At 28.5% G+C, this 3,270-nt stretch carries 3 protein-coding genes; 1 reads left to right on the top strand and 2 read right to left on the bottom strand.

From position 1 onward, the window contains the following. Positions 1-472 precede the first annotated feature (472 nt). Positions 473-1,549: a GGDEF domain-containing protein gene (locus WBG30_RS14510; protein ID WP_424505366.1), complete on the top strand. Its 1,077-nt coding sequence runs from the start codon at positions 473-475 to the stop codon at positions 1,547-1,549. A gap of 144 nt (positions 1,550-1,693) precedes the next feature. Here WBG30_RS14510 and mglC read toward each other — a convergent pair whose 3' ends face one another. Further along, a complete protein-coding gene (gene mglC, locus WBG30_RS14505) occupies positions 1,694-2,695 on the bottom strand; it encodes a galactose/methyl galactoside ABC transporter permease MglC (RefSeq protein WP_424505365.1) in 1,002 nt (333 codons plus the stop codon). A gap of 14 nt (positions 2,696-2,709) precedes the next feature. Continuing rightward, positions 2,710-3,270, bottom strand: a 561-nt coding sequence (locus tag WBG30_RS14500) for an ATP-binding cassette domain-containing protein (RefSeq protein ID WP_424505364.1), incomplete at its 5' end; no start/stop codon positions are given.

Raw genomic sequence — 3,270 nt, 5'->3', positions numbered from 1 at the left:
TTTAATTCCTGACTGGCATCCTCCCCATTATTAATGGCAATATTATCTAATATATATTCCAATGATTAATAATTCTTAGTCAATCTCGACTAAAAATAGCAAATAAAAATTTGAATTCAATATGATTAGTAGTAGTATAAATCCAAAAGAATCTTTACTGTGAATGTCAGTATTATAGAAATAGGCCTGCTTTCTTTTTTTTAAAAATACAATAAAGATTTAGAGCATAAATAATTTTGAAATTTAATTAATTATACTATATAATATACTTATAAGAAAAATAATATGAGGAGGTTAGTATATGAGACGAAAAAGTAGAATTAGAATAAGAAGTAATTCCGCTTCTAGAAAAGGAGGCTTTTTAAAATTCATATTTTTTCTTATAATTATATTTCTAATTTTTTACGTATTATTTAAATTAAAATAATATGCTCTTAGAGTCATACAAGTTCCAAAGGGAGGAGTTGTTCATTTGAATAACAAAAATAAATTTATTAATGACAGTGATACTGACATAGAGAATTCCTGTAAGTTAATAAGAGAAAAAAATATACTTTATTTTATAAGAGAAATTACAAAAGCTTTAGTTTCTACTAGATCTATAGAAGAGATGTCAAAAATGGTATATACATTTTTAAAAAATAGTTATGGAGATTGTACAATTGGGTTAGCCGTTAATTATCCTAAAGAAAAAAAAATATCTGATTGTTTTTTCTTTGAAAATAATGAAAGATTAGACTTTGAAGAAATTCTCTATAGTGAAGGAAGTGCAAGTAAATTATTAAAAGCCGTTTTAAATAAAAAAGAATATATCTATGAAAAACAAACAAGAAATAGCCCTTCAGTTTTTATAGGTAGAATTCCTTCAGCTACTTTTTTTGCACCCTTAATAATAGAAAAGGATGTAATTGGAGCATTTACTTTTCAAATTTATGAAAGAGATTTGTTTTCAATAGAAGAAATAGCAGTCTGTCAAGAGCTTATACCTTTTATGACTATTGCTCTCAACAATACATTGCAAAATAAGCAAATTTTAATGACAAATAAAATTTTAGAAAGACACTCTAAATATGATGATCTTACTGGAATATATAATAGACGTTTTTTTTATGAATCTTTTCATAATATATACAAAAGTTCTATTTCTAAAAATGAAAACTCGTTTCTCTACCTTATGGATTTAAATAATTTTAAAGGTGTTAATGACAATTTTGGTCATTTTGTTGGAGACCAAGCTCTTATAGAGGTTGCCGAAGTATTAACAAAGCTTTTTTTAAAAAAAGGAGAAGTTGGTAGATATGGAGGAGATGAATTTCTCTGTGGAATAACAAAAATCTCCAAGGAAGATGCTGTTGAACTAGGTGAAAAAATTATAAAAGAGATAGAAAACTTAAATATAGTTTACAATAATTCGGGGGGGAAAGTTAGCATTAGTATTGGAATTTTAAAATTAAATTCTAAAAAAGATCTAAGAGATTATTTTTTAAAATTAGATGAAAATTTATATATAGCAAAAAAATCAACAACATCAAAAATATTCATTTCTTAAATTAAAGAGACCAAAAAAATGCACTTAGAGTTTTGTCTAAGTGCATTTTTTTTTAATGAATATGACTGTAACTTCTCATTTTTTAAAAACTTTTCTTATCTCTTGTACTGATATGTCAATCAATTTAATCATATACAAAAATACCTATTTCTTTTTAAGATATTTTCTTGTATCTAACCCTACAGCAATTATAATGATTAATCCTTTTATAATATATTGCCAATATGGGCTAATCCCTATATATGTCAATCCATAGTTTATAACAGTAAATATTATAACTCCTGTGACTACTCCACTTATCTTTCCTACTCCTCCGCTAAATGAAACCCCTCCAACTACACAGGCAGCGATAGCATCTAACTCATACATGAATCCAATATTATTTGTAGCAGACCCAATCCTTCCTGCTTCTAAAAATCCACCAATAGCATAGAAAACTCCTGAAAGAATATATACTTTCAATAAATTATTTCTTACATTTACTCCAGAGACAGCTGCGGCTTCAGGATTCCCACCGATAGCAAATATATTTTTACCAAATTTAGTTTTATTCCATAATACCCAAGTAATAATAGTTGCAATAGTTGCATATATTATCAAATATGAAAATCTATATCCTGATATCCTAAAGACCCCTTGGGTAAACTTTGAAAATCGAGGATCAAATGATGCTACAGGAGATGCTCCTATTACATCAAAATATAGTGAATTAGCACCATATACAATGATCATAGAACCTAAAGTTGCTATAAATGGTGTTACATGAAAAATTGCTATAACTATTCCATTTAATAAACCAACTATAGCACCAATAATTATAACTAACAATAAAACTGCCATTAAAGGCATTTCTCCAATACTAGGAAATACTTTAGTTGCAGCATTCGTAGCTTGTAGGAGTGATGCTGATATAAGAGCTGCCATCCCAACTTGACGCCCTGCTGATAGGTCAGTTCCCTGTGTTACAATAAGACCAGCAACTCCTAAGGCAATAATTACTCTAACTGATGACTGTGTCAATATATTAGTTAAATTTCTAACCGATAGAAATGTCGGTTCCTTCATAACTATAAATACTAGTAAAGCTATCAATACTAGGTAAATTGCATTTTCCGTTCCCCAATTCTGTATTTTTTTCTTATCCATAGTTCCTCCAAATATTATAAAAATTTAGCTGATAAAGTCATTATTTCTTCTTGTGTTGTTTTACTTGTCTCTACTATCCCTGCTACCCTTCCATTACTCATAACTAATATTCTATCTGTTGTACCCATAAGTTCTGGCATTTCAGATGAGATTATTATTATTCCCTTATCTTTTTTTGCTAATTCATTCATAAGTTGATAAATCTCAAACTTAGCTCCTACATCTATCCCACGAGTAGGCTCATCTAGCATCAATATTTCAGGGTTTGTAAGTAACCATCTTCCAATTATAACCTTTTGCTGATTACCCCCAGACAGACTTCCAATATGAGTTTTTTGAGTAGGAGTTTTTACTCTCATACTATTTATAACCCATTCTGTATCTACTTTCATCTTTTTATCATCTAAAAAATGCCCAACACCTTGGTAAATATCAACATTTGATATAACAGAATTAAAAGTTATATCCAGTCCTGAAAATATACCTGTAGATCGGCGCTCTTCTGTAACTAATGCAAATCTATTTTTTATAGCTTCATGGGGATTTTTATTATTAATGATTTTACCATCTAGTAC

The organism is Psychrilyobacter sp., assembly GCF_049671765.1.
Classification (GTDB): domain Bacteria; phylum Fusobacteriota; class Fusobacteriia; order Fusobacteriales; family Fusobacteriaceae; genus Psychrilyobacter.
The sequence above is the reverse complement of the archived record's forward strand: the minus strand, read 5'-3'. Positions and strand labels throughout refer to the sequence as shown.

What these genes read in the sequence shown, in the direction of transcription:
- mglC (WP_424505365.1), bottom strand. Translation starts at nt 2,695, where the DNA reads ATGGATAAGAAAAAAATACAGAATTGGGGAACGGAAAATGCAATTTAC.